The sequence below is a fragment of the Leisingera sp. JC1 genome, from assembly GCF_001679925.1.
In the GTDB taxonomy this organism is placed as follows: domain Bacteria; phylum Pseudomonadota; class Alphaproteobacteria; order Rhodobacterales; family Rhodobacteraceae; genus Leisingera.
This window is the reverse complement of sequence record NZ_LYUZ01000103.1, coordinates 166,906-187,886: the sequence shown is the minus strand read 5'-3', so window position 1 is coordinate 187,886 and position 20,981 is coordinate 166,906. Positions and strand designations below refer to the sequence as shown.

The window sequence follows — 20,981 nt, the reverse complement described above, 5'->3', positions numbered from 1 at the left end:
ATCGTCAAGGTTCCAGACGCCGCATCAGCGCCGCTGTCACAAGTTCGTGCGGCAGCGGCATCAGCGTGGCCGTTCGGGTCCAAAGAAGCGCGGTTTCGATAGTGCGGCCCGGGTAAATCTGTGCCAGCGCATGGGCATAGGCACCCATCTGGCGCAGCAAACCTTCGGGGCATTGTTCCGGCACTTCCGGTACGGTGGCATTGGATTTGAAGTCCACCGCCAGAACCCTGTCAGGTGTGACGATCAGGCGGTCAATGATGCCATGCAGACGGCCCTCGTTCAGGTCGGCGGTGATGGGCACTTCTGCCAGGGTTTCAGGGGCGAAAATATGGGACAAGCCGGCGTTTTGCAGAACACCGGACGCCTCGGCGAGCAGCTCTGCAGTATCCTCGGCATCCTGCAGAAGGTTGCCGGCAAGCTGCGGCCAGTGGTCTTCAGGCCGGCCCGGCAGGTGCTCCAGCAGCAGGTGCAGCCGGCTGCCGCGAGCCTTGGCGGCTTCCTCATCCAGGCCCAGGTCACCTGGCAAGGCCTTCGCCCCGCCCAGGTCCGAAGGACTGAGTGCCGGCGCTGGGGCCGCATAGGCTCTGGCTGGCCGGTTGAAAACCTCGGGCAGGCTGTGTTTCACAACTTCCTCGACCGGCGTTGCAACCAAAGGCAGCCCGTCCCAATTCCCGTGCTGCAGGCGTAATCCTGCCCCGCCGGGACAGTCGAATTCCACTGCTCCACCCTCGCGCAAAGCGCCCTCTGTCATGCGGTACCAGCTGTCGCCCTGTTCGCCCGCGTCGCCCGCGGCAGCGACAATCAGCCACTTTTCCGCCCGGGTCAGAGCCACATAGAGCAGCCGCAGGCGTTCATTCTGCAGCTTTTCCTGGGCAGATTCACGGGCCGCCAGCATAGCAGTAGGCATCTGGTCCTTGGGCAGCTTCCAGACAGGTGTGCCTTCGGCCAGCATGATCTCCGCGTCCCGCGGGGCCTGGCGTTTGGCGGTGTCCGGCAGGATCACGATCGGCGCCTCCAGACCTTTGGATCCATGCACCGACATCACCCGGATCATATTGCCGGCCGCGCCCATCTGGCGTTTGATCTCCAGATCATCGGTCTGCATCCAGACCAGAAACCCGGTGAGGCTGGGCACATCGGTGCGCTCATACGCCAGAGCCTGCGACAGCAGCGCATTGATACCGTCTTCCGCTTCCGGCCCCAGCCGGCCCAGCAGTTTCTGGCGGCCGCCGTGCCGGGTCAGGATGCGTTCGATCAGGTCAAAGGGGCGCAGGAAATCGGCATTGGCGCGCAGGTCATCCAGCACCGTCATGGTCTCCGGAAACTCCCCTGCCCGTTCACGCAGCGCCGGCCACAGGTACATCGCCTCCCGCCGGTGCGCGAGATCGAACAATGTTTGCTCATCCCAGCCGAACAGCGGCGATTTCAGAGCCTCCGCCAGGGACAAAGAGTCTTCCGGCAGCGCCAAAAACCGCAGCAGGGCGGCGATGTCCTTGACCGCCAGTTCCGCCCCGACTTTCAGCCGGTCAGCGCCAGCGATGGGCAGTTCCGCCTTTTTGCAGGCGCGGATGATTTCCGAAAACAGGTCGGAGCGTCGCTGCACCAGGATCAGGAAATCTCCGGCCTGCACCGGCCGCCGCTGGAATGTGCCGCGCTCTTGGCCGTCCTCGGGGATGGTGACGCCTGTCTCGATCATCTGCTTGATCGACCCGGCAATCCGTTCCGCCAGAATCACCGTGTGATGGCGGCTGCTTGGGCGGTCGACGGGGCTGGTCCAATCGGGATCTTCGTCATCCGCAACCTTTTCTACCACGGGCCACAGGTCCACCCGGCCTGGCAAGTCTGACTTGAAGGCCCTATGCAGCGCGTCCTTGCGGAATCCGGCGCGCGGGCTGTCCTTGAACACCAGATCGACCAGCTTCAGGATTGCCGCAGAAGAGCGGAAAGAGAAATCGAGCGAGGCATCCTGCAGCCCTGCCCCGGTTTCCGCCAGCCGGTTGCCGAATTCCTTTTGCATCCTGTCAAACGCATCCGGGTCAGCGCCCTGGAAGGAATAGATCGACTGCTTCTTGTCGCCGACCACAAAGATGGTGCGCTCCACGTCCGAGCGCGCGCCCTCGCCGGCGGTGAATTCCTGGGCCAGCTTTTCGATTACGTCCCATTGCACCGGGCTGGTGTCCTGCGCCTCGTCCACCAGAATGTGGTCGATGCCGCCGTCCAGCCGGTAGAGCACCCAAGAAGCAACGCCCGGATCGTTCAGCAGCTGGCGGGCCTTCAGGATCAGGTCGTCAAAGTCGAGCCAGCCGCGCAGCTGCTTGCGGCGCTCGTATTCCGGCAGAAAGGCGGCAGCAAAGCGGTGCAGGTCGTGGCTCTTGCGGGCGGCCGTGAGGGCGAGGCGTTTGGCGCGCGCATCCTCGACCCGCCGCATCAGCGGTTCCAGCTGATCCATCAGGGACAGGTGGGATTCGCGCAGTTTCTTAGTTGGGAACTTGTCTATTTTGGCGGTGAACGGTTCCTTGGCGCTGGCGCCGGTCAGAAAGACGCTTTCGAGTGTGTCCAGATCGGCGAGCGTGGGCTTGGTGATGCCGGCGAGCTTGGCCGCTGCCCTCTGATCGGTTGTACCGCCCTGCCTCAGCATGCCGCGGGTGCGCTGCAGCAGCTCTTCCTCGCCGCCCAGGAAAACCAACGCCTCCAGCGCGGTTTCGTCGAAACCTGCGGGCAGGCCGAACAGGTCCAGCAGCCCGTTCCAGTCCAGCGGCTCGCCGAAATCGGCGAGGCGCTGGCAGATGGCAGACGTGAGCATTTCGAAATCGCTGTCGCTGACATGGTGCGCCAGGGCGTCGACCTGCGGTGCTTGCGCGCCTTGGGCGAAATCCTCCATGATCTCCGCCCGCAGCAATTGGCCTGCGCGGTCGTCCATCTCGGAAAACTGCGGGCTGACACCGGCCTCCAGCGGGAAGCGGCGCAGCAGCGACGAACAGAAGGAGTGGATGGTCTGGATCTTCAGCCCGCCCGGCGTCTCGATCGCGCGGGCAAACAGGGTGCGCGCCTTGGCCAGATCGCCGGCTGCAGTGTTGATCTCCCCCAGCTCGGTCAGTGCTGCGATCAGCGCCGGATCGCCCAGCATCGCCCATTCGCCAAGCCGTTTGAACAGCCGGTTCTGCATCTCGCTGGCGGCGGCCTTGGTGTAGGTGAGGCACAGGATATGTTGTGGCTGCACGCCCTTCAGCAGCAGCCGCGCCACCCTGTCGGTCAGCACCTTGGTCTTGCCGGAGCCCGCGTTGGCCGCCAGCCATGTGGAGGCATCGGGACGGGCGGCGCGGAACTGCGCCTCGGAGGCGGCGTCGCGGATAGTCATGCCAGATCCTCCGGCTGCGGTTCGGCGCTGCGGTCCCATTCGCCGTAGCGCGCCAGGTGGTCGTAATCGCCGGCGATGTCATCCCGGTGCACCATGCGGCGGCTCGAATAACCTTGGTTAGGCTCGAAATAGGCTCCGATCAGTGTACTTAGCTCATCCCAGACCTTGGCTGGAGGCTCATCCTCCAGAGGCGCCTGGACTTCGTTCAGTTTACTGCCCAATCCTATGAACAGCGCACGCGCCACTTCCGCCGGGCCGAGGTCGTCAAAGGCGCCTTCCTCGGCCATTGCAGCCTCGATCAGCAGCTGTTTTTCGAACTTCTTCTGCTGTGCCTCGCTGGGCGGTGTGCCGGTCTTGTAGTCGTAGAGATGCAGGAAGCCGCGGTCGTCCATGTCGATCCGGTCGGCGCGGCAGGCGATGGTGAAATCTAGCGGATCCAGCCGGGCGCTGCCCTTGGCCTCGAAGGCGACCGGCTTGGCGCGGGATTGGCGCTCCTGCTCGGCCAGGACGAAGTCGCCGGCAATCTTGCGGATGCGGCTGTGCCAAAGGATGCGGGCGACGGGCCAAGGCACATGAGTCTCCAGCAGGTCTCGCGTCTTGCCGATCAGCTGATCCGCCGTCAGCAGCGACGGGTCGGCCTGGGCGTCCTTAATAAAGTGCTCGAACACCTCATGCACAACAATGCCGCGCAGCAGGGCATCGGGTTCTTGCACAAGCGGGTTGAGCGGCTTTAGCCGCAGCACATGTTTCGCGTAAATCGCGTAAGGATCGCGGATCAGCAGCGGAATTTCGGTGATCGTGAGCCGCCGCGGGCGGGCCGCCACCGGCGGGCAGGGGGACGGGCGGGGATATTGCGGAATCGGCGCTGGCTCCTCCAGCGCCTCCGCCCAGCCGAGCCACTGGCGGCCTTTGGCCCGCATGGTGTCAAGTGCCACGCGACCGCCCTGTTCCGGCAGGCCCGACAGCAGATTGGTCAGCCGGTTCAGCCAGCGCGACGGCACAGTGTCGGCTTCCTCTGACCGTTCGGCGCGGGTCAGCCAGACCTCTGGCGCCGCAATGGCCTGCTGGAAGTCATGCGCCGACAGGCCAATGCGGCGCTCCGGCAGTAACAGGCCCGCCTGGTTGCGCAGCTGGCGGTTCAGCCAGGGATCGGGGCTGGCGGCCTCCGGCCAGCTGCCCTCATTAAGACCGCCGAGAATCACCAGATCCGCGCCCTGCACCCGGGCCTCCAGGGTGCCCCAGATCATGATAGAGCCATAGGGCGCATCGCGGTCGCGCACCTCACCCTGGCTCAGCAGCGCGCCAAGAAGGTCGGCGAAATCGCGGGCGGTCATTTCGCCGCCATAGGGGGCCTCACTCTCCAGGTTAGCGATACAGGCGAGCGCGACCTGGCCTGCTTTCTTGTCCCACAGCGTGCCGGCGCCATCCGTCTGGCTGCCGGCGGCGATGCGCTCGGCCAGATCACGCAGCCGTTCGACCCAATCGGTCAGGGGCAGGGTGCCGGCGATCTCCTGATCCGCGAAACAGGCGCTCAGCCAGCCGGTCCAGCCCGCTGTCAGCTGACGGCCCATTTCAAAGCTGCCAAAGGCAGCGACATCGGGGAAGGGCGGTCCGTTGCGGCGCAGGAACAGTTCCAGCTCGCGGGTCTGGCGCAGGTGGTTGCCCCGGTCTGCGCCGTCATGGGTCAGCGGATGCTTCAGCAGCGTTAGCAGGCTGTCGCAGGCCAGCGGCTTGCAGAACAACCCTGCCACGTGGCGCAGGAACCGGCCCGGCGGCGACAGCTGCAGCGGCTGGCCGGCCGAATCATCCGGCAGGATGTCCCAGCGGTCCAGCGCCGCAGAGACCTGACGGGTCAGCATCCGGTCGGGCGTGATCAGCGCGGCGGTCTGCCCGTCCTCTGCCGCCTGACGCAGACGCAGCGCAATGGCCAGTGCCTCGGCACGGGGACTGGTAGCCTCGACCAGGGTGACGTTTTCGGTGGCCTTGTCCAATCCGGTCAGCTTGGGGCCTTCGCTCATCCAGGCGTCCGTCACCGGGGCCGGGCGCAAGGTCAGAGACACCAGCCGGTTCCGTTCGGGTGAAACTGGCGCAGTATTCGTCCAAGGCTGCACGTCGTCCGGGGCCAGTTCCAAGTCCTTCATCAGCTTGTGAAACCTGTACTGCGGGTGATCTTCCGAGATCATCGGGTCATCCAGCCCGCGCCAGACGCCGTCGGGCTGGTCGAAATCGAAACCGGGCAGCACCACGGCGCCCTGCGGCAGGCGGGCAATGGCCTGCATCAGCATCAAGGTGGTGCCGCGCGACCCGGTGGAGCCGGCCAGAATGACCGGGTGGGCAGGCGGGTTTTCCTGCCACTCCTCAATCAGGTTCAGCACCACCTGCCGCTGCCACGCCTGGGCATCCATCGCGCCCTCATGCAGGCCAGTGAACTCATCCGCGATTCCAATGAAGGCTTGCGCCCGTGCCCAGTGGCCGGACATGTCCGAAACGTCCAGGTCCCGGATGGCATCGGTGCTGACACCTTCACCCTGCATCTCGTCAATCAGCGCTGCCAGGCTTTCGGACAGATCATAAAGTGACGCGCGGGAGGCAAGGTCAGGCTGCGCATCCAGCAGCTTGGCAATCAGCTGCGACAGCTCCAGCCGGCGCCGCAGCGGGGGCAGGGCGGGCGGCAGCCCGTCTAATGCGGCCCGCTGGGCCAGATCAGTCAGCATCAGCATCCGCGGCAGCAGTATTGCGGGACCGTCGTCAAACAGGCTGCGGATACGCCGCGCCATGCGGGAGGTGTTGACGATCAGTTCGGCCCGGGCCAGTGTTTCTGGCGGCAAGCTGCGCGCACGATCGCGCAGTCCCTCGACCAGTGCGCGCGGGAAATCGACGCCGCAAGGCACGGCAAAGACGCGCGGTTTGGCGGATGGTTCAAACATCATCTGCAGCTATCAGATCCTCGGCCAGCTTGATCCCTTCAGGATGGCCCACATCGCACCAGCGGCCGGGATATTCCAGAGCAAACAGCCGCCCGGCAGCCGCCATCCGGTTCCATAGGACATTAAGCGAGAATACTTGCTCCTCAACGTCCTGCAGCCCTTGTGTTTTCAGGATCTGCACCCCGCCATAGACCAGATTTCCGCCCCGGCTGATACGGCCCTCGGCATCGGCTGAAAAGTCGCCCTGCCCACTGCGGCCTATGGCATTCACAAGCGGCACACAGACCAAAAGCGCATCCATCCTCTCCGGGTCCCAGACCTCTTGCGCCAATTGCAGCGGGTTTGGGCCTGTCCAGATGGCATCCGTGTTCATGGTGAAAACCGGGCCGCTGCCCAGCAGAGGCAGAGCATGACGCAACCCGCCGCCGGTATCGAGAATCTCGGGCATCTCATGGCTGACCAGCACGTTTTCAGGCTCTAAAAAGGCCTTCAGCGGTTCTGGCTTGTAATGCACATTGGCTGCAATCCGGGCGGGCTTAACCTCTTTTGCCAAATTCAGAGCATGCGCAATCAGCGGCTTGCCGGCGACTTTAATCATCGGCTTCGGCCTATCGCGGGTCAGCTCCCGCATCCGGGTGCCAAAGCCTGCGGCAAACAGCATGACGGCTTCGGGTGAGCACTGCATCAGGGCCTCAGCTTGTTCAGGTTTTCCGGGGTTGGGGCAGGCAGGCTGTCCCGCAGAAGCTCTGCCACCGGGGCCAGGGCCGAGTGCTCCAGCCCGCGGATGAAATGGTCCCAGACCCGCGGGATCAGATCCACATAATGCGGTTTTCCGTAATCGAGGCTGAGCCGGGCAAAAACACCCAGAATGCGCATGTTCCGCTGCACGCCCAGAACGGTATAGGCGGTGCGGAAACCGGATTGATCGGCACCGGCAGCTGCAATGTAGCGGCTGATCATTTGCATCTCGATACCGGCCGGCACGTCGCGGCGGGCGTCCTGCAGAAGCGAAACAAGATCATAGGCCGGGTGGCCGGCCCGCGCGTCCTGAAAGTCCAGAAGACCGACGCGGGCGACACCGTCCCGGTCCGGCAGCCACAGCAGGTTTTCAGCGTGGTAGTCCCGCTGCACCAGGACTGGATCACCCTTAACCGTTTCGCGCAGAATGTCCTCCAACCGGTTCTCGAACCGTGATTGCAGCTCCGGATCGTGACCGCCTTGAATCCCGTCGCGGTATTTCGACAGCGCAAGCCCGGCCATTTCCGCCATCAGCCGCGGGCCATAGGGCTCCAATTCCGGCATCGGCGCCTGATGGAGGGCAACCAGCGCGTCTGTGGCGGCCTCATAAAGTTCCCTTTCCAGTGCAGGTTGCCGCTTAATGACGCGGGCATAAAGATCGTCGCCCAGATCCTCCAGCAGCAGAAAACCGTTCTCGACATCCTTTGCCAGAATCTCGGGTGCGCTGAGGCCCTGCGTGCGCAGATACTTTGCAATGCGGATAAAGGGTCGGACGTCCTCGCCCTTTTCAGGCGGTGCATCCATCAGCACGGCAGTCCCGCCACCGGCGTTTGTCAGCCGTTCATAACGCCTGTTGGAGGCGTCGCCGGCCAGCGGTCTGCGCTGCCAGTTTGCATAGGGGGTTTGCGACAGGAAACTTTCGCACAGGGTGTTACGCTCGGTCATGCGCAGATGCGCTCCATCAGGGGCTGCCATTTTGTGTCGCTCCAGCGGAGCGTCAACCGGCGGCGGTCTTCGTGTTCCGGGTCCAGGGCCAGCGTCAGATGCAATGCGTGCGGAGGTGTCAGTTCCTGCAGCCGGTCAGGCCATTCGACCAAACAGATCGCGTTCTCGAAAGCTTCGGTCAGGCCCAGCTCCTCCAGCTCCTCCAAGGAGCACAGCCGGTAAAGGTCGGTGTGCCACAGCTCGCCGGCGGGCACCTCATAGGTTTGCACCAATGTAAAGGTGGGCGAAGGCACGTCTTCGGGCACGTCCATCAGGGACTGGATCAGGTGACGGGCGAAATGGGTCTTTCCGGCACCGATTACGCCCTCCAACAACAAGCAATCGCCGGGGCGCAGGGCTCCGGCGACTCGGGCGGCCAGGTCGGCCGTTTCCTCAGGCGAATTCAGCGTGCAAGCCGCAGTGTTTGTGGTCATGGCGGTACAATGACGCCGCCGCGTTACCGCTGCAAGCTGGTTTCAAGTTTTAGTCTTGCGGGTTGGCGGCAAAGCGTTCCTGGCCCGCCGGAAGGGCAGCTGCGTCCGGCTTTCGGAAGCTGACCATTGTGGCGCCGTTCTGGATTGCCGTTACCTTGCAGATCATTCTGTTGCCATTGCGCAGCTGAACATGGGACCACCAGGCCTCGCGCCCTTCGCAGCCCGCCACGAAGTCGCGGATCTCGCCCCAGACCGGGGTCGGCGCGCAGGTGTCCTGCCAGATCCGGCTGGCGTCCATGATAGACACTTTGGCAAAGCTGGAATCAGGGTCCATCTGCCACAGGCTGCCATAAGCGCTGTTTGAAAAGCTCAGGCTGCCGTCATTGGCAAAAACGGCAATGGCTTCGTCCATCTGGTCCAGGATCGACTGGCCCATTTCCAGCTCTGAGCGGAATTGTCGGGTCAGCGTGACTTCGGCGGTGATGTCCTCGAACAGGAAGGCGATGGCGCCATCCGGATGCGGGCGGCCCGAGACTTTGTAGACAGAGCCTGACGGCAGCGACCAGGTTTCCTGGTACCGGCCCTCGGCAGCGGCCTCCAGCAGGTCGGCCATCTGGTGGCGCCAGCTGGAATAGCTCTTGGGCTCCGGCATCATCCGCTGGTCGCGCAACCGGTCGAAAAAAGTGAGAAGGTTGGGCCGCGAGCTGAGGAAGTTTGCAGGCAGTGCGGTCAGGTCGATCAGCACCGGATTGAACAGCACCAGTTGGCGGTTGCGGTCAAAGATCGCCAGGCCGATCGACAGCTGGGCAAAGGTCTTGGCCAGGGTCTGAACAAAGTTGCGCTGGGCAACCTCGGCATCAACGACGGCGTTCACGTCGACCGCATGGCACAGCCAGCCGGCCTCGGTCTCGGTGGTTGAAACATTGTACCAAAGCTTCTTGCCGCTGTCTGGCAGCGGAATATGGATCCGCTCAGGCTTGCCGCTGGTCATCGGATCGTGGAGGTCCGTGAACAAAGGGTCGGCAAATTCTGCACTGCGGCCGCGAATCTTCTGGTTCAGATTATCGTAGGCGAGATTGGACCAAGTGACGTTGCCCTCTTCCGACTGCAGCCAGACCGGGTAGGGGGCCTGATGCACTGCAGCGCGCAGGGTGGTCAGTTCCTGATCCAGGGATTTGTTCTTTTCTTCCAATGTGCTGCGGCGCAGCTGCACTCGGGTGACACCGTCAATCCACTCGCAATGCGCCTCACGGCTTTCGGCGGCGGCGGTGCCGGAGAGCACGAGCGGCCCCACATCCTTGAGAAAACCGGGCGATTGCGGCAGGCCGGGGTAGCTGCGGGCCAGCTGGTCGCGCAGCATGCTCCAGTCAAAGTTCTCCGCCTGGTCGCCAATGAATTTGCGGGCGCCTGAGGACCAGCCGATCAGGCTGCTGTCGTCAAACAGAAAGACGGCGTCGGTTCGGCCGTCGGCGGCAAGCAAGTCGTGTTCCATGCCATTGCGCCGCGGAGAGGGCGACAGCCACCAGACTGCGGCTGCAGCCGTGGCGGCACACAGTGCGGCCAGTACGAACCATTCGATCGAAGCGAAATCCTGCATGTCTTCCTGCCTAGCTCAGCTCTCGTTTGCCCTCATGGTTCCCTAAAAATGGTTAAATGAAGTTTAATTGGTTTCCCAAAAGTGAATAGTTAAACTTCTAAAGGTAAATTTTTACCGGTTACAGGGCCTCCTGCTTCCATGGCGTCGATTTTCTCGCGCGGCCAGACCACTTCAACGATGGCGCCGCGCCCTTCGGGCGCATGCGCTGCACTATGGATCTGGTCCCAGTCATTGGCGAACTTCAGCCGCGCCCCGGTGCGCTGCAGCAGCGTCTTGGCAATGAAAAGCCCCAAACCCATGCCTTCATACTCAGGACGCTGCTTCAGTTCACTTTCACCCCGGCGGCGGCGCACAAACGGGTCGCCGATGCGGCCAAGAAGATGCGGCGGGAACCCTTGGCCGTCGTCGCTGATCAGCAGAACGATACGCTCGTCGTTCCAGGCCGCATTGATCCAGACAGTGGATTTCGAAAAATCGACCGCATTTTGGACCAGATTGCGCAGACCGTGGATGATCTCTGGCTTGCGCAGGACTGTCGGCTGCTGAAAGCTGCCGCCTTCCAGCGGTTCCTCGTGGTAAAGAACCGCCTTGCCGCGATGCATATGCGGCTCCGCAGCTTCCGTCACCAGTGTCGACAGCGGGGCCTGGCGCAGGTGCAGGTCGTCCTTGCCCGCCCGGCCCATGCCGCGCAGGATGTCCCGGCAGCGGTCAGCCTGTTCGCGGATCAGCGCAGCATCCTCACGCAGGTCCGGCCGGTCGTCCAGCTCCTCGATCAGCTCGGCGCTGGTCAGTTTGATGGTGGCCAGCGGGGTGCCCAGTTCATGCGCTGCTGCGGCAACAACGCCGCCCAGGTCGGTCAGTTTCTGTTCGCGCGACAAGGCCAGCTGGGTGGCGCTCAGTGCGTCCGACATCAGCCGCATTTCGTTACTGACACGGAAGGAATAGGCACCGATGAATAGAATCGCGATGACGATGGCGATCCAGTTGCCGAAAATGAACACATCCGGGATCCGCAGGACGAACCCCTGCTCGGTCCGCAGCGGCAGGTGGAACTCAGCCATCAGCGTGACCAGGATGATGGCCGTTGCGCCGATGATCAGGGTGGAACGCAGGCCCATCACCGCCGCGGAAATCGTCACCGGTCCCAGCACAAGCAAGGCAAAGGGGTTGTTCAGCCCGCCGGTCAAATAAACCAGAAAGGCGAGCTGCAGCAGGTCAAACAGAACCATCAGGAAGTTTTCAAACTCGCTGAGGCGCTTGTTCTCCGGGAAGGCGAAGATGGCAATCAGGTTGCCGGCCGCGGAGATGCCGATCGCCAGGTAACACAGCCCCAGTTCCAGCTGCAGGTTGAAACGGTGCTGTGCCACCGCGATAGCGGTAATCTGCCCGGCAATGGCCACCCAGCGCAGCAGGATCAGCGTCCGCAACCGGACCCAATGACTGTGATCGTGGCTGCTTGCCAGCATGAAAAGTCGATCGTTCATCCGGTTCCGGTGCTCCCGCAGATGTGACGCCGTGCGCCAGTTGCATCGGCCGTATTTCTTGATAGGTCTGGCGCCGCAAACGATCAACAACCCTTCCCTGACGAAAAGTGTGATCCCATGACCCGCGTCTTTGCTCTCCTCGCTGTTGCTTTTATCGCTGCCCTGGTGGGCGGTACCTGGTTTCTGACACGCGGGGGCGGCGGGGGTGACAAATTCGCGCAGTGCCGCAGCAGCCAGATCGCAGGCGGCACCGAAACCATCGGCGGGCCGTTCGAACTGATCAATGCCAAGGGCGAAACCGTCACCGACAAGGATGTGATCACCGAGCCGTCCATCGTCTATTTCGGCTACACCTTCTGTCCCGATGTCTGCCCGATGGATGCCGCCCGAAACGCAGACGCCATCGACGTTCTGGCAGAGCGCGGCATCAGCGTGACGCCGGTGTTCATCTCCATCGACCCAGACCGCGATACCCCTGAAGCCGTTGGCGATTTCGCAGCCAACCTGCACGAGAAGATGATCGGGCTGACCGGTTCGCTGGAGCAGGTGAAGGCTGCCAGCCAGGCCTACAAGACCTATTTCAAGAAGAACGAAGGGGATGAGGACTACTATCTCGTCGACCATTCCACCTTCTCCTACCTGGTGCTGCCCGAGGAAGGGTTTGTTGAGTTCTTCCGCCGCGATGAAACGGCAGAGCAGATGGCCGACAAGACCGCCTGCTTTGTCGGGAAAATCTGAAGCAGGATAGCTGTTTGACCTTTTCCCCTGCCCGGACATATTCTTGCGCCAATAGATAAAACCGCGCGGAGGACCGGGCATGGCCGAAACTGATCTGCAGGAAATTGGACCCGACAAGACACTGCTGCTGGTCGATGACGACGAGCCGTTTCTGCGGCGCCTTGCCAAGGCAATGGAGAAACGCGGCTTCGAGGTGGAGACTGCAGGATCCGTCGCCGCAGGCAGCGCCATTGCAACCGCCCGCCCGCCTGCCTATGCCGTGGTTGATCTGCGGCTCGAGGATGGCAACGGCCTTGATGTGGTCGAGGTGCTGCGCGAAAAACGCCCGGACAGCCGGGTTGTCGTGCTGACTGGCTATGGCGCCATTGCCACCGCGGTTGCGGCAGTGAAAATCGGCGCAACAGACTACCTGTCCAAGCCGGCCGATGCCACTGACATCATGAATGCGCTGCTGTCCACCGGAGATGAGTTGCCGCCGCCGCCGGAAAACCCGATGAGCGCCGACCGGGTGCGCTGGGAGCATATCCAGCGGATCTATGAGCTGTGCGACCGCAATGTCTCGGAAACCGCCCGCCGGCTGAACATGCACCGCCGCACCCTGCAGCGGATCTTGGCAAAACGCAGCCCGCGCTGAGCCTTCCACTTCAGATGAGGGGCTATGCCCGTCAGCCGCAGGGTGTTGCGCAGCCTGCGTACGCTGGTCTCACGGGATCTTAAGCGGCCTGCGGCATAGTCCCAATTGATCGCGGTCACCGCCGGGCCTGGCACCCCGGCACATTGGAACAGGGCCCATTCGCACGGGCACGCACAGACGACGTTTCGCGTGCGGGAGGAAACTCCCGTCCCGCCTCCGCCCCTTGGCGGCGCCGCCATACTTGATTTGCATACGCTTTTTCGCAGAACAGGCAGCAGGATAACGATTGGAAACACCGGCAGGGCAGCGGTCCTGGCCGGGCAGAAGCTTTTTGCAGTCACATCTGCCGCAACAGTGCCTGGTGCCGGGCAATGAAATCCTGCCGCACCTCGACCGGCGGGCGCAGGCGGATGTCCAGGCCATTGGCAACCTCAGCATTCGGACGGCCAAAAAACTTGCTGGCTTCCGCTTCTGAAAACCCCGCGATCTGCACCGCTTCCATCCAGGCGCTGACTTTGTCCGCCCGCTTGATCTGCGCCTTAACCGTTTTGGGCAGCGCCGCCGGAAGCCCGAACCGCAGGTGAATGGCCGCGGTCAGCCGCTGATCCAGATCCCCGTATCCCGGCCCAACCGCGGCCTTCACAGGGGAAATCATGTCGCCAATCACATACTCCGGAGCATCATGCAGCAGCGCGGCCAGCCGCCATTTGACCGGTGCCTTGGGCTGCATCCGGCTGAAAATATCCTCGACCAGCAGCGAATGCTCCGCGACCGAATAGGCAAAATCCCCCATCGTCTGGCCGTTCCAGCGCGCCACAAAAGCCAGACCGTGGGCAATATCTTCGATCTCGATATCCACGGGTGTCGGATCCAGCAGGTCCAGACGGCGGCCGGACAGCATTCGCTGCCAGGCGCGGGCGGGTTTGGCGGGCATGGGATTTTCCTGTCGCTTCACACTGTCCTTTGACTACCTTCTGGGGCTGTGACGGGCAATGCTTGCTGGTTGCTGAGTGTTTGCGCGAACACATGAGAATACGCTCAGTTTACGCCTTGTGAGTTTGAAAAAGGTTCCTCGCGCACCAATATTATAGGTACACAAGGGGCACCGCCCCCTCCCTGCGGCAAACCCCTTTTGCGACGTGGCACGCAACAGAAAGGAGTTTGTCATGTTCAAGCGTCTACTTGGTCTTTCCCTGTTGTTCGGCATGGCAGCAACAGCGCCGCCAGCACTGGCGGCCAGCTGCGGCGACCGCGAGGTCATGACGCAAAAACTGGAAAGCGGATACTCTGAACGGCTGACCGCCGGCGGATTGCAGAAAAGCCGCCCCGAAGCGACAGTGATAGAAGTTTGGTCGTCGGATGAAACCGGCACCTTTACGGTTCTCGTTACTCATGCAAACGGGATCAGCTGCGTTGTCGCAACCGGATCCTCGTTTTTCCACATTGCGGAAAAAGCGCCGGATCCAGGCACGCCGAGCTGACATTGGCCGCCTGACAGGCTTCCCCTCCTGCCTGACATATGACGAAAAGCCTGAGCCATCGGCTCCGGTTGCGGGTATCTTCGTTGAATATCAACTTTTGCAGTGCTAGGCCCTGCAGCAAGTGTACTCGTAACCGGAATGGAGCAGACTATGGCCGGGGATTATATCGTCAAGGACATCGCGCTGGCAGGCTTTGGCCGCAAGGAGCTGGACATCGCCGAAACCGAAATGCCGGGCCTGATGGCGCTGCGCGAGGAATACGGCGAAACCAAACCGCTGAAAGGCGCGCGTATTGTCGGCTCGCTGCACATGACCATTCAGACCGCGGTTCTGATTGAAACGCTTGTAGCGCTGGGCGCGGACGTGCGCTGGGCCTCCTGCAACATCTTCTCGACCCAGGACCACGCCGCCGCAGCAATCGCCGAAGCCGGCATTCCGGTTTTTGCGATCAAGGGCCAGACCCTGGAAGAGCATTGGGACTACCTCGACAAATCCTTCATGTTCCCCGAAGGCGCGAACCTGATCCTGGACGACGGCGGCGACGCCACCCTTTATGTGCTTCTGGGCGCCCGCGCCGAAGCCGGCGAAGACATCATCCCGGTGCCGCAGTCCGAGGAAGAAGCGGTCATCAAGGCGCAGATCCTGAAGCGCATGGAAGCCTCCCCGGGCTGGTTCACCAAGACCCGCGATGCCATCCTGGGTGTCTCTGAGGAAACCACCACCGGCGTTCACCGCCTGTATGAGCTGCAGAAAAACGGCCAGCTGCCGTTCCCGGCGATCAACGTGAACGACTCGGTCACCAAGTCGAAGTTCGACAACAAATACGGCTGCAAGGAATCGCTGGTCGACGGCATCCGCCGCGCCACTGACACCATGATGGCCGGCAAGGTTGCCGTGGTCTGCGGCTATGGCGACGTGGGCAAAGGTTCCGCAGCCTCCCTGCGCGGCGCCGGCGCCCGTGTGAAGGTGACCGAGGCCGACCCGATCTGCGCCCTGCAGGCCGCGATGGACGGGTTCGAAGTGGTGCTGCTGGAAGAAGAGGTTGGCTCCGCCGACATCTTCATCACCACTACCGGCAACAAAGACGTGATCCGCATCGAGCACATGCGCGAGATGAAGGACATGGCGATTGTTGGCAACATCGGCCACTTCGACAACGAAATCCAGGTCGCCAGCCTGCGCAACCACAAATGGACCAACATCAAGGACCAGGTCGACATGATCGAGATGCCCTCTGGCAACCGCATCATCCTGTTGTCTGAAGGCCGCCTGCTGAACCTCGGCAACGCCACCGGCCACCCGTCGTTTGTGATGTCGGCGTCCTTCACCAACCAGGTGCTGGCTCAGATCGAACTGTGGACCCGCGGCGATCACTACGAAAACGACGTCTACATCCTGCCCAAGCATCTGGACGAGAAAGTCGCCCGCCTGCACCTGGGCCGCATCGGCGTTAAGCTGACCCAGCTGAGCGCTGAGCAGGCCGCCTATATCGGCGTCAAGCCGGAGGGCCCGTTCAAGCCGGAGCACTACCGCTACTAAGCGGAAAAGCAGAACACAATACAGCGCCGCCGGGGAAATCCGGCGGCGTTCTTCTTTGCCTGACCCTAATTGCCGGTGGTGGGGTCGATGACAGTTTCGATTCTGGTGATCTTACTGGCCGGAAAGCCGCTCAGCTTCGCGTGTTCATGTATCGCGTCTTCGGAGTCGGCCAGGTAAATGCAGAATGTTTTGTCGCCGGCAACGTAGGAGTGCTGCCATTGGACCTGGGGGGCCAGTTTGGCCAGCGCGTCATTTGAGGTGCGCGCCGCGCCGCCAAGTTCTTCACCGCTCATGCTGCCGACCTTCGGGATGTCCCGTTCAATGAGAAACCTTTGCATAGGATAACCTCCTCCGTGTCACTGGTACGCAGGCCTCGATATAGGTCCCTGGTCCGGAAAGGCATCCGCTCTGGCAGTGAAAGGCGGCGGCAACGCGATTGAGGGATCTGGAGCTGCGGACCCGGAGGAAGGACGCGGCTCAGCTGGCAATACCGGAAGATGAAACCTTCCGGATTGCTTCCCGTCTCTTCTGATTTAGCTCGCATTGTCCGGGTTATTGTTTTGCGGAATCGGCGCTGGACGGCCTATACCTAAGAAACCGGCCAGGACGGCCAGGAACCAGATTTTCATACGCGTGTGGTGGATAGTGGAGCACGCGGGGTGGAAGGGAAGGTCCTGATTGTCCTCAGGTCCTTCCCTTTTTCATTTCAGAAGGGTGACCGCTCAAAACAGCGTCAGCACCAGACCGGCCGCCGCGCAGGCCAGAGTGGCATAACCGCCATCAATCAGCGTCAGTTTCACCGGTCGCATTCCGTACATGTTATTGAGCGCAATCCAGGGGCTGATGAAAAACAGGCCGATGCCCGCGCCGCCGACCAGCCCCGCACCCAGGGTGTCAATGCCGGACAGGCTGAAGACATGGCGCATCATGCCGACGACGATCAACTGCAACACAAAGGCCATGGCAAAGATCATCGGGCTTTGCCCGCCTTTCGGCTTTCCGGTCTCGTCGCATTCGACGCCAGAAGCCTCGACCCAGGGCTTGGCAAGGGCACCGTAATACGCGGCCCCAAGGCCAAACGCAGCCGCCGCCGCAACAATCACGCTTAGAAATCCCATGATGCTCTCCTCAATGGTTTCAGCCACTTGAGAGCAGAGTGGCAGATTAGGTGGGGTCTGTCTCCCCCAGCGCGCAGATGGCACCCCATTCCGCCTCGCTCACCGGCTGCACCGACAGGCGGGAGTTTTTCACTAGCACCATTTCCTCCAGCCGCGGGTCGGCCTTGATCTGGTCCAGGCTGACCGGCTTGGCAAAGGGGCGCACCGCCTTGATGTCCACGCATTCCCAGCGCTCATCAACGGTGGTGCTGTCGGGATGCGCCTCAGCGCAGACTTCAACGATGCCGACCACGGATTTCTCTTTCTGCGAATGATAGAAGAACCCACGGTCGCCGATTTTCATCTCGCGCATGAAGTTGCGCGCCTGATAGTTGCGCACGCCGTCCCATTCCTCCCCCGCATCGCCCTTGGCAACCTGGTCATCCCAGCTCCAAGTGGAAGGTTCGGATTTGAACAGCCAGTAGCGCATCAGCCGATGACCTTTTTCCAGGTGATCAATTCGACAGCTTCAAACAGCCCGGCCTTGTTGTAGGGGTCATTCTCGGCCCAAGCCTCGCCCGCTGCCATGTCTTCGACGTCCAGAATAACCAGGGAACCGGCCATATTGCCATCCTGATCCAAGAGCGGGCCTGCCTGCGCCACGGCGCCAGTGTCGTTGATATAGGCCAGATGGGCGTCACGGTTGTCGAGCCGGGTCTGCAAATGGCCGGGTTTGTCGCGGGCGATCAATGCGATGAGCATTTTATTCCTCTTTTAATGGTCTTTTAAGCAAATGTGCCGCTGCCTCGCTGATCGTCAAGCGCTGATCTACTAAATTGGTTACCGTGAGCGTGACCGGCATATCCAAGGCCATCCGCTGCGCCTGCTCTGCCACGGCCCGCGCGGTGGCGGCGCCTTCCACCGTGATGCTGGGGTCGAAATCCTCGCTCCGGCCGATGGACAGGCCCAGCCTGTAATTGCGCGACAGATCCGAGGTACAGGTCAGCGCCAAGTCGCCGAACCCCGAAAGCCCGGCCAGGGTTTCCGGCTGGGCACCGCTGGCCAGCGCCATCCGCTGCATCTCCGCATAGCCGCGGGTCATCAGCGCTGCACGGGCGCTGTCGCCGAGGCCCGCGCCGATGACGGCGCCGCAGGCGATAGCCATCACGTTCTTCAGCGCTCCGCCGATTTCCGCGCCGATGGTGTCCGTTGTCCGGTAAAGGCGCAGGTTGGCGGTGGTCAGCTGCTCCTGCAGGTCCTTGCCCAGTTCCGCATCCCCGCACGCCAGCGTCAGCGCGGTTGGCAAACCGCGGGCGATGTCAGCCGCAAAGCTCGGCCCGGTCAACAGTGCGGCCTGCGCATCCGGCAGAAGTTCGCGGATGACGGCAACCGGGCCAAGCCCGGTCTCCAGCTCAATGCCCTTGCAGCAGGCAACAAGCGTTTTTCCTGCCAGGTGATCCTTGTACGCCTCCAGCACACCGCGCAGAGTCTGCATCGGCACCGCCAGGAGCAAGACTTCGGACTTGCAGGCCTCGGCAAAATCCGCGGTGACGGAGAGGTCTTCCGGCAGCGCCACACCGGGCAGGCGGGTGCCGTTGCGGCGGCTGTCTTGCATTGCCTGCGCCTTCACCGGGTTGCGCGCCCACAGGGTCACCGGGCCGTTCCCCGCCAGCGAAATGGCCAGCGCGGTGCCAAAGGCGCCCGAACCCAGTACCGAAATGCTCATGCCTTCGCTCCTTTCCGGCCGGAGCCGATCAATGCCGGGCTGCTTTGATCCAGCGGCCAGCGGGGGCGGGCGGTCAGGTCCAGCCCGTCGCGCGCACCCGCCTTGAACCGCTCCAGCCCTGCATAGGCGATCATCGCGGCATTGTCGGTGCACAGCCGCAGCGGCGGCGCGGTAAAGGCAGCGCCTGCCTCCGCACACACTGTCTCTAATGCTGCCCGGATGGCTGTGTTTGCGGCCACCCCGCCAGCCACCGCGATGGTTGGCTGCGCTGGCTGTTCTTCCATATACAGACGGATCGCGCGGCGGGTTTTCTCGGCCAATGTATCCACCACCGCATCCTGAAATCCGGCACAGAGGTCGGCGCGGTCCTGCCGTGTCAGCCCGCCTTTTTCCGCTACGATCTGGTCCCGCATCCGCATCAGCGCGGTTTTCAGCCCCGAGAACGACAGGTTGCAATCGGGCCGGTCCAGCAAGGGCCGGGGAAAGCGGAACCGCTTGGGATCACCCTGTTCCGCTTCAGCCTGCACCGACGGTCCGCCGGGTTGCGGCAGGCCAAGCAGGCGGGCGGTCTTGTCAAAGGCCTCGCCCGGCGCGTCGTCGATGGTGCCGCCCAGCCGGGTGAAGTCCTCCGGCCCGCGCACCAGCAGGTACTGGCAGTGGCCGCCGGACACCAGCAGCATCAGATAGGGATAGATGATCCCATCCGTCAGCCGCGGTGTCAGTGCGTGGCCTGCCAGGTGGTTCACGCCAATGAGGGGCAGGCCGGTTGCGGCGGCAATCCCCTTGGCGCACATCACACCGGACATCACGCCGCCGATTAGACCCGGGCCGGCCGTGACGGCCACTGCATCCATGTCCTTCAGGCTCAGCCCGGCCTCTGCCAGCGCATCGCGGACGCAGATGTCCAGCTTTTCGGCGTGGGCGCGGGCGGCAATTTCCGGCACCACGCCGCCAAAGGCACTGTGCAGCTCGGTCTGGCCGAAAACGACCGAGGACAGAACCTCAGGCTGCCCGCCCTCTGCCTGCCGCACCACGGCGGCGGCGGTGTCGTCGCAGCTGCTTTCCAATCCCAGAATTGTCAGGGTCTTTGTCATGGCCTTACCGTTGCATCAAATTGTTGCCGGGGCTACCACCGAAGCGGGGTGCAAACAATCCCGGGAGCCCTGCGATGGTGCCATTGCTGATGACACGCCCGCTGGAAGCGGCAGAGCGGTTTGCCGCCAGCTTGCCTGCTGAGGCGCTGGCCGGGCTGCAGGTGATCTATGCGCCGCTGATGGAGATCCAGGTGGTTCAGGCACCTGTCAGGATGCAAGGCATCAAGGGCGTGATCTTCACCTCAGCCAACGGCGTTGAGGCCGCTTCACGTGAAACGGCGGTTCGGTTGCCTGCCTATTGCGTCGGGGAACGCACGGCACAGGCAGCGGCGGAATTGGGCTGGCAGGCGGAGGCGCTGGGCACCTGTGCGGATGAATTGGCGGCGACCCTTATGCAAAGGCGGCCGGAGGCACCCCTTTTGCATCTGCGCGGTGCCCATGCCCGCGGCAGTATTGCCCAGCGTCTGACGGATGCAGGCCTCCCCTGCGGCGAGCAAATCGTGTATGATCAGGTGCTTCTGCCGCTTACGGAGGAGGCGCAAACCGTGCTTTCTGCGCAAAATGATGTGATCGTGCCGCTATTTTCACCCAGGACTGCGCGCCATTTTGCCAATCTCTGCGGGGATGGCTCGCATTTGTATCTGATTGCCTTTAGCGAGGCGGTTGCAGAACCGCTGAAAGGCTTGAATTGCAAGGCGTTGCGCGTAAGTAAGGCCCCGGATGCACCGGCCATGGCGGCAGCTGTCCTTGATGCCGCAGCGCAGCTGTCCCGGCTTGAGGACAGGGGGCGCGCGGAGTAGGGTCCAGCGTGTTCGCAGGAATGTATTTTAGGAATCGAGGGGGAGGCCGGCGTGGCTGACAAGAAAAATCCGGAAGACGTGATTGAACCCGGCCCCGGTGAAACCAAGCCGGCTGACGATGCTGCCAAAACCTCGGAACAGAATGCTGCGGACGAAACCGGTTCTGAGTCCGTTGACACCTCTGATGATGTAGATTCCCCGGTTTCCCGAGACCGAGACCGAGACCGAGACCGAGACCGAGACCGAGACCGAGACCGAGACCGAGACCGAGACCGAGACCGAGACCGAGACCGAGACCGAGACCGGGATTTCGTCTTTTGAACAGGACACCGCTGCAGAGCGGGAAGAAG

Annotated in this window: 20 protein-coding genes; 5 read left to right on the top strand and 15 right to left on the bottom strand. The window is 62.6% G+C overall.

Annotated features, from left to right (window positions below):
* Positions 1-4: 4 nt before the first annotated feature.
* The 7 genes from addA to regB all read right to left on the bottom strand — a co-directional run bounded on the left by addA (position 5) and on the right by regB (position 11,522).
* A complete protein-coding gene (gene addA / locus A9D60_RS16815) occupies positions 5-3,358 on the bottom strand; it encodes a double-strand break repair helicase AddA (RefSeq protein ID WP_065268640.1) in 3,354 nt (1,117 codons plus the stop codon).
* Entirely contained in the window at positions 3,355-6,288 is a 2,934-nt protein-coding gene (addB, locus tag A9D60_RS16810) for a double-strand break repair protein AddB (RefSeq protein WP_175392976.1), read from the bottom strand. The genes addA and addB overlap by 4 nt, the downstream gene beginning before the upstream one ends.
* Positions 6,278-6,970 carry a nucleotidyltransferase family protein gene (locus A9D60_RS16805; protein ID WP_254656718.1) on the bottom strand — a complete coding sequence of 231 codons (693 nt, stop codon included), beginning with the start codon at positions 6,968-6,970 and terminating at the stop codon, positions 6,278-6,280. Before A9D60_RS16805 ends, addB begins: the two co-directional genes overlap by 11 nt.
* Complete coding sequence (locus A9D60_RS16800) at positions 6,970-7,968, bottom strand: aminoglycoside phosphotransferase family protein (protein WP_065268639.1); 999 nt, start codon at positions 7,966-7,968, stop codon at positions 6,970-6,972. Before A9D60_RS16800 ends, A9D60_RS16805 begins: the two co-directional genes overlap by 1 nt.
* Entirely contained in the window at positions 7,965-8,441 is a 477-nt protein-coding gene (tsaE, locus tag A9D60_RS16795) for a tRNA (adenosine(37)-N6)-threonylcarbamoyltransferase complex ATPase subunit type 1 TsaE (RefSeq protein WP_065268638.1), read from the bottom strand. Before tsaE ends, A9D60_RS16800 begins: the two co-directional genes overlap by 4 nt.
* Positions 8,442-8,490: 49 nt before the next feature.
* Positions 8,491-10,038 carry a PAS-domain containing protein gene (locus tag A9D60_RS16790; RefSeq protein ID WP_065268637.1) on the bottom strand — a complete coding sequence of 516 codons (1,548 nt, stop codon included), beginning with the start codon at positions 10,036-10,038 and terminating at the stop codon, positions 8,491-8,493.
* Positions 10,039-10,127: 89 nt separating this feature from the next.
* Positions 10,128-11,522 carry a sensor histidine kinase RegB gene (gene regB / locus A9D60_RS16785; protein ID WP_065268636.1) on the bottom strand — a complete coding sequence of 465 codons (1,395 nt, stop codon included), beginning with the start codon at positions 11,520-11,522 and terminating at the stop codon, positions 10,128-10,130.
* A gap of 117 nt (positions 11,523-11,639) precedes the next feature.
* On the opposite strand from regB, the gene A9D60_RS16780 reads away from it, so the two are divergent.
* Both A9D60_RS16780 and A9D60_RS16775 read left to right on the top strand, forming a co-directional pair.
* A complete protein-coding gene (locus A9D60_RS16780; protein ID WP_065268635.1) occupies positions 11,640-12,260 on the top strand; it encodes an SCO family protein in 621 nt (206 codons plus the stop codon).
* Between the two features lie 79 nt (positions 12,261-12,339).
* On the top strand, positions 12,340-12,894 hold the full coding sequence (locus A9D60_RS16775; RefSeq protein WP_019295343.1) for an ActR/PrrA/RegA family redox response regulator transcription factor: 555 nt from the start codon (positions 12,340-12,342) through the stop codon (positions 12,892-12,894).
* A gap of 337 nt (positions 12,895-13,231) precedes the next feature.
* Here the strand turns inward: A9D60_RS16775 and A9D60_RS16770 are convergent, their stop codons facing one another.
* Complete coding sequence (locus tag A9D60_RS16770) at positions 13,232-13,828, bottom strand: HD domain-containing protein (protein WP_065268634.1); 597 nt, start codon at positions 13,826-13,828, stop codon at positions 13,232-13,234.
* Between the two features lie 232 nt (positions 13,829-14,060).
* On the opposite strand from A9D60_RS16770, the gene A9D60_RS16765 reads away from it, so the two are divergent.
* Both A9D60_RS16765 and ahcY read left to right on the top strand, forming a co-directional pair.
* Positions 14,061-14,375 (top strand): hypothetical protein, encoded by a 315-nt coding sequence (locus tag A9D60_RS16765; protein WP_019295345.1) that lies wholly within the window; start codon positions 14,061-14,063, stop codon positions 14,373-14,375.
* Between the two features lie 150 nt (positions 14,376-14,525).
* Positions 14,526-15,914, top strand: coding sequence for an adenosylhomocysteinase (gene ahcY / locus A9D60_RS16760; protein ID WP_065268633.1), 1,389 nt, complete (start codon positions 14,526-14,528; stop codon positions 15,912-15,914).
* Between the two features lie 65 nt (positions 15,915-15,979).
* On the opposite strand, the gene A9D60_RS16755 is transcribed toward ahcY, so the two are convergent.
* The 6 genes from A9D60_RS16755 to tsaD form a co-directional block, all read right to left on the bottom strand.
* Complete coding sequence (locus A9D60_RS16755) at positions 15,980-16,252, bottom strand: DUF4242 domain-containing protein (RefSeq protein WP_065268632.1); 273 nt, start codon at positions 16,250-16,252, stop codon at positions 15,980-15,982.
* A 384-nt stretch (positions 16,253-16,636) separates the two neighbouring features.
* The gene (locus tag A9D60_RS16750; protein WP_065268688.1) at positions 16,637-17,032 is read right to left on the bottom strand and encodes a DUF1761 domain-containing protein; all 396 of its coding nucleotides are present in this window, start codon (positions 17,030-17,032) and stop codon (positions 16,637-16,639) included.
* A gap of 46 nt (positions 17,033-17,078) precedes the next feature.
* On the bottom strand, positions 17,079-17,501 hold the full coding sequence (locus tag A9D60_RS16745) for an EVE domain-containing protein (RefSeq protein ID WP_065268631.1): 423 nt from the start codon (positions 17,499-17,501) through the stop codon (positions 17,079-17,081).
* Positions 17,501-17,773, bottom strand: coding sequence for a YciI family protein (locus tag A9D60_RS16740; protein WP_065268630.1), 273 nt, complete (start codon positions 17,771-17,773; stop codon positions 17,501-17,503). The genes A9D60_RS16745 and A9D60_RS16740 overlap by 1 nt, the downstream gene beginning before the upstream one ends.
* A gap of 1 nt (position 17,774) precedes the next feature.
* Positions 17,775-18,737, bottom strand: coding sequence for an NAD(P)H-dependent glycerol-3-phosphate dehydrogenase (locus A9D60_RS16735; protein WP_065268629.1), 963 nt, complete (start codon positions 18,735-18,737; stop codon positions 17,775-17,777).
* Entirely contained in the window at positions 18,734-19,831 is a 1,098-nt protein-coding gene (tsaD, locus tag A9D60_RS16730) for a tRNA (adenosine(37)-N6)-threonylcarbamoyltransferase complex transferase subunit TsaD (RefSeq protein WP_065268628.1), read from the bottom strand. The genes A9D60_RS16735 and tsaD overlap by 4 nt, the downstream gene beginning before the upstream one ends.
* Before the next feature lie 74 nt (positions 19,832-19,905).
* Between tsaD and A9D60_RS16725 the strand changes: the two genes are divergently transcribed.
* Entirely contained in the window at positions 19,906-20,631 is a 726-nt protein-coding gene (locus A9D60_RS16725) for a uroporphyrinogen-III synthase (protein ID WP_065268627.1), read from the top strand.
* Positions 20,632-20,658: 27 nt separating this feature from the next.
* On the opposite strand, the gene A9D60_RS27025 is transcribed toward A9D60_RS16725, so the two are convergent.
* Positions 20,659-20,961 (bottom strand): hypothetical protein, encoded by a 303-nt coding sequence (locus tag A9D60_RS27025; protein ID WP_254656717.1) that lies wholly within the window; start codon positions 20,959-20,961, stop codon positions 20,659-20,661.
* Between the last annotated feature and the right edge of the window lie 20 nt (positions 20,962-20,981).

Coding starts and splice junctions, on each gene's coding strand:
- addA (WP_065268640.1), bottom strand. CDS start 3,358: ATGACTATCCGCGACGCCGCCTCCGAGGCGCAGTTCCGCGCCGCCCGT.
- addB (WP_175392976.1), bottom strand. CDS start 6,288: ATGATGTTTGAACCATCCGCCAAACCGCGCGTCTTTGCCGTGCCTTGC.
- A9D60_RS16805 (WP_254656718.1), bottom strand. CDS start 6,970: ATGCAGTGCTCACCCGAAGCCGTCATGCTGTTTGCCGCAGGCTTTGGC.
- A9D60_RS16800 (WP_065268639.1), bottom strand. CDS start 7,968: ATGACCGAGCGTAACACCCTGTGCGAAAGTTTCCTGTCGCAAACCCCC.
- tsaE (WP_065268638.1), bottom strand. CDS start 8,441: ATGACCACAAACACTGCGGCTTGCACGCTGAATTCGCCTGAGGAAACG.
- A9D60_RS16790 (WP_065268637.1), bottom strand. CDS start 10,038: ATGCAGGATTTCGCTTCGATCGAATGGTTCGTACTGGCCGCACTGTGT.
- regB (WP_065268636.1), bottom strand. CDS start 11,522: ATGAACGATCGACTTTTCATGCTGGCAAGCAGCCACGATCACAGTCAT.
- A9D60_RS16780 (WP_065268635.1), top strand. CDS start 11,640: ATGACCCGCGTCTTTGCTCTCCTCGCTGTTGCTTTTATCGCTGCCCTG.
- A9D60_RS16775 (WP_019295343.1), top strand. CDS start 12,340: ATGGCCGAAACTGATCTGCAGGAAATTGGACCCGACAAGACACTGCTG.
- A9D60_RS16770 (WP_065268634.1), bottom strand. CDS start 13,828: ATGCCCGCCAAACCCGCCCGCGCCTGGCAGCGAATGCTGTCCGGCCGC.
- A9D60_RS16765 (WP_019295345.1), top strand. CDS start 14,061: ATGTTCAAGCGTCTACTTGGTCTTTCCCTGTTGTTCGGCATGGCAGCA.
- ahcY (WP_065268633.1), top strand. CDS start 14,526: ATGGCCGGGGATTATATCGTCAAGGACATCGCGCTGGCAGGCTTTGGC.
- A9D60_RS16755 (WP_065268632.1), bottom strand. CDS start 16,252: ATGCAAAGGTTTCTCATTGAACGGGACATCCCGAAGGTCGGCAGCATG.
- A9D60_RS16750 (WP_065268688.1), bottom strand. CDS start 17,032: ATGGGATTTCTAAGCGTGATTGTTGCGGCGGCGGCTGCGTTTGGCCTT.
- A9D60_RS16745 (WP_065268631.1), bottom strand. CDS start 17,501: ATGCGCTACTGGCTGTTCAAATCCGAACCTTCCACTTGGAGCTGGGAT.
- A9D60_RS16740 (WP_065268630.1), bottom strand. CDS start 17,773: ATGCTCATCGCATTGATCGCCCGCGACAAACCCGGCCATTTGCAGACC.
- A9D60_RS16735 (WP_065268629.1), bottom strand. CDS start 18,737: ATGAGCATTTCGGTACTGGGTTCGGGCGCCTTTGGCACCGCGCTGGCC.
- tsaD (WP_065268628.1), bottom strand. CDS start 19,831: ATGACAAAGACCCTGACAATTCTGGGATTGGAAAGCAGCTGCGACGAC.
- A9D60_RS16725 (WP_065268627.1), top strand. CDS start 19,906: ATGGTGCCATTGCTGATGACACGCCCGCTGGAAGCGGCAGAGCGGTTT.